The organism is Methanobrevibacter sp. (assembly GCF_045577275.1).
Taxonomy (GTDB): Archaea; Methanobacteriota; Methanobacteria; order Methanobacteriales; family Methanobacteriaceae; genus Methanobrevibacter.
Genome location: NZ_JAZNIB010000281.1, coordinates 1 through 3,796 on the forward strand (window position 1 = coordinate 1; position 3,796 = coordinate 3,796).

The 3,796-nt window shown below is 31.0% G+C and carries 3 protein-coding genes; 2 read left to right on the forward strand and 1 reads right to left on the reverse strand.

From position 1 onward, the window contains the following. Positions 1-211: 211 nt before the first annotated feature. Entirely contained in the window at positions 212-1,432 is a 1,221-nt protein-coding gene (locus tag ACKI67_RS08215) for an FprA family A-type flavoprotein (RefSeq protein ID WP_407463022.1), read from the reverse strand. A 132-nt stretch (positions 1,433-1,564) separates the two neighbouring features. Here ACKI67_RS08215 and ACKI67_RS08220 point away from each other — a divergent pair, with 132 nt between their 5' ends. Next, a complete protein-coding gene (locus ACKI67_RS08220) occupies positions 1,565-2,410 on the forward strand; it encodes an alpha/beta hydrolase (protein WP_407463023.1) in 846 nt (281 codons plus the stop codon). A gap of 358 nt (positions 2,411-2,768) precedes the next feature. Next, positions 2,769-3,680, forward strand: coding sequence for a pyrroline-5-carboxylate reductase family protein (locus ACKI67_RS08225; RefSeq protein ID WP_407463025.1), 912 nt, complete (start codon positions 2,769-2,771; stop codon positions 3,678-3,680). The last annotated feature ends 116 nt before the right edge of the window (positions 3,681-3,796 follow it).

Below are 3,796 nucleotides of genomic sequence, written 5' to 3' on the forward strand. Positions count from 1 at the left end.
TATAAAGTTTTTCTTAAAAATAAAAGCAATATTGATGTTAAATTAAAAAATTAATTGATTATCGTTAGATTTTTACATAAATAGTTTAATATATTAAAAATATTGAAAAAATAAGGAATTACATTAAATTTAAAAAAATTAAGAAATCTGATTAAAAAAATAAATAAATTACAAATTTTAAAAAAAATAAAAAAAGAGAATAGTGAAAAAACTATTCTTTAATCATTTGAGCTACTTTTTTACCTAATTCATAGCATTCTTCAAGTTGCTCTTCACTTGGCTTGAAGTCAATTTCCATTTGGTCGATAACTTCAAATCCAGCTTCTTCAAGGTTTGCTGCCAATGTTTTTGCAGAACCTCCGGACCAACCTTTAGAACCGAATGCAACTGCCTTTTTGGTTTCAATTCTACCGAAGCTAAGACAGTTCAAGTAATACATGACATCTCCAATACCTGGGAACGGCTTGTTCATCATTGTAGGAGCCCCTACAAAGATAGCTTTAGAATCAAGCACATCTGTTACTGCATCACTTTTGTCATCATCATGCATGAAGTACATCTTGACTTCAACACCTTCACTCATTACACCTTCAGCCATTGCATGAGCCATTCTTTGGGTGGAATGGTGCATTGTGTCATAGATGAAGGTTATCTTGTTTCCTTCATAGCTTCCAGTGGACCATTTGGTGTAAAGGTCAATGATGAAGCTAGGGTCAGTGAAGATTTGACCGTGACATGGAGCAATTATTTTTAAAGCGTCAACTAAACCTAAGCTTGCAAGCTCTTCCACTTTTCTTCCAACCATTGGAGAGGAGAGAGTGATTAGGTTAGCGTAATATTTTCTTGCAGCTTCTCTTAATATAACAGGATCGACATCCTTATCCAATCTTTCAGATAAGCAGATGTGTTGACCGAATGCATCATTTGAGAATAGGATTCCTTCTTCCATCAACATGGTGAACATACTGTCAGGCCAGTGAAGCATTGGAGCGTTAACAAATTGGAAGGTTTTTCCACCAATGTCTAAGGAATCTCCGGTTTTTACAGTGTTGAATTCAAAGTCTGCAAGTTCAGGCAAATGGTTTTTAAGACCGCCTTCAGCCTTTTTGGAACAGTATACTTCAACATCAGGGAATTTTGCAACCACTTCACTTAAGGAACCGCTGTGGTCGTTTTCAATGTGGTTTTGGATAACTACATCGATTTTGAATTCTCTGCCTTCCTTTTCAAAGGCATCTTTGATTCTTCCCCAGAACTGTTCAGATTTTCCAGGATAAACATTGTCGATTAAAGCAACCTTGTCTTCACCAAATACCAAGTAACAGTTGTAGGTTGTTCCGTTTAAGGTGTATCCGTGGTAGTCACGAATATCCCAGTCGAGAACCCCTACCCAATAAACGTCATCTACGATTTTGTATGCGTCAGCTTTCATATTATCACTAATCCCATTTTTAATAAATTATAATAAGAATCAATATTATATATAACAATCAACATTATAAATGTATATGTCTTGTTCGATAACATGAGAACTAATTAACTTGATTAATAAATTGATGATAAAATGACCTTGAAATATTTTAAAAATCTGGCCTATGAGGAAATTGGAGCCGAAAATGATGAGACCATACTCTTTCTCCATACCAAATTGCTTGACAAATGGATTTGGACCAGGCAAAAGGAAGGATATGATAAGTATTTTAAGGATTTTCATTGCATATTCCTTGATTTGCCACAGCATGGAGAGAGCAAATCTGAAGGGGAATTCACCATCAAGAAATCCTCACAGGAAATAAGTGAATTCATCAAAAATCTGATAAGTTCAAAAAAGACCGACAGTATAAATATCATCTCAATAGGACTTGGAACTTCAATAGCTATAGAAATATTGAATGAAAATCCTCAAATGATTTCCAATTTGATTTTATCAAGTCCTGAAATAAGTGATTTCAAGGAGATGAAGGAATTGAGTGTCACAAATAGATTGGCAAAGACACAATCAGAGCATCTCAATGAAAAGCCTGATCAATTTATCGTCAATGCATATCTAAGATATTTTGGAATTTCCAAAGAATATTACTCCTATATGGAAAGGATATTAGACAGATCCATCAAGGAAGAGAAAGAAATAGCTTACGAATCATTGAATTATACCCTCCCTAAAAATTTTTCCAAAGAGCTATTGAAAAAGGAAAATATTTTGATTACATATGGAAGCAAGGAAGATTTGAATTGCACCAAATCAGCTATTAAGCTTAAAGAAATATTTACCAATGGAAAATTAATTGAAATAAGAAAAGGAAATCATTTATGGAACATAATTGATTGGGAATTATTTAACACCATAACAAGCAATTTCATTAAATGCAATCGTATTGAAGAAAATCCGAAAATAAGGATTTTAGAATAAGCCACATCATCATGAAAACATCATTTAACCAAAACTTAAAACTTCAAATCACACCTTAAGAAAACAGCATACAAAATCAAAACTAAAACTCATTTGATATTCTTTAAAATACATTTAACTAAACTAAAGTTTAATAAATGTAAAACAACCTTGAATAAATGCTTTAAATCCAAAAATAAAACTGTAAAGTTTATTAATAAGTTAAATAATAAATTAAATTAGTTATAAATATATAACCTTATTTATAACGATAGTTTTAATAAATATTTTGATTAAGATTTTGATTTTTATACTCCGTAATGTGCATATTTAATATAAATATTCAAATCTTAATTAAAAACATAGTGAAAGTGTAACTATGAAGATAGGAGTTATTGGATACGGAAATATGGGTTCTATGATAGTAAATAACATACTCAAGCTTAATTTACTATTAGAGGATGAAGAATTGATTGTTTCAAATAGACACCTTAATAAATTTGAAAGTTTGATTGAAGAATATCCAGACGAAAATCTAAACATTACTTCAGATAATACAGAAATCGCGAAATCCTGCGAAAAAATCCTTATTTCCGTCGAAACTCCTCAATTTAAAGAAGTCATGGATGAAATTGCACCATGCCTCAATGAAAATACACACATCATCTACACTTGCGCAGGACTTAACTTTAATCACATCAAATCATTTTATGATGGAAAATTAAGCCTAGTAATTCCTACATTAGCTTCAACAGTCACTTCCAATAACGCAATAAGCTCATTGTCAAGAAGAAAAGGAGTGACACTTGTAAAGCACAATTCCAAAGTGGAATTGCAGGAAAGACTCTTTGTTGAAGATCTGTTCAATGAATTCAGTTATGTCAAGAAGATTGACAATCCAATATATTTCAATGAGGAAGAGGATAATCTCCATCCTACAGACAATGAATTGGAAATCAGCACAATCTTAACCAGCTGTGCACCTGCATTCCTTGCAATAATGATTGAAAAACTTGCACAAACATCTTCAGAATTGGCAAAGGTTTCCAAAGATGAAGCTGAAGATATGATTTTAAAAACAATCATAGGAACTGCACTCCTAAAAGAAGATCAAGCATTATCCAATGAAGAGATAATCAATAAGGTAGCAACCAAAAAAGGAATCACCCAAGAAGGGGTTGACTTATTAGATAAGAAACTTAATAAAATCGATAGGGAATTAGTTAAATGCTTATTAAATAGATTTGATGAAGTAAAAGAAGATATGAATAAAACATATTTGAATAAGTAAAATAAAAATAAAAAAATAATTAAATAACTACTTTTTTTAAAATTAAAAATCAATATTATTTAAAATACTCTTTTTTAAAAAAATTAAAAAATAAAAAATAAAAATTATTTAAAATA

Excerpts from the sequence above, each read along its gene's own strand:
- ACKI67_RS08215 (WP_407463022.1), bottom strand. The coding sequence starts at position 1,432 with ATGAAAGCTGACGCATACAAAATCGTAGATGACGTTTATTGGGTAGGG.
- ACKI67_RS08220 (WP_407463023.1), top strand. The coding sequence starts at position 1,565 with ATGACCTTGAAATATTTTAAAAATCTGGCCTATGAGGAAATTGGAGCC.
- ACKI67_RS08225 (WP_407463025.1), top strand. The coding sequence starts at position 2,769 with ATGAAGATAGGAGTTATTGGATACGGAAATATGGGTTCTATGATAGTA.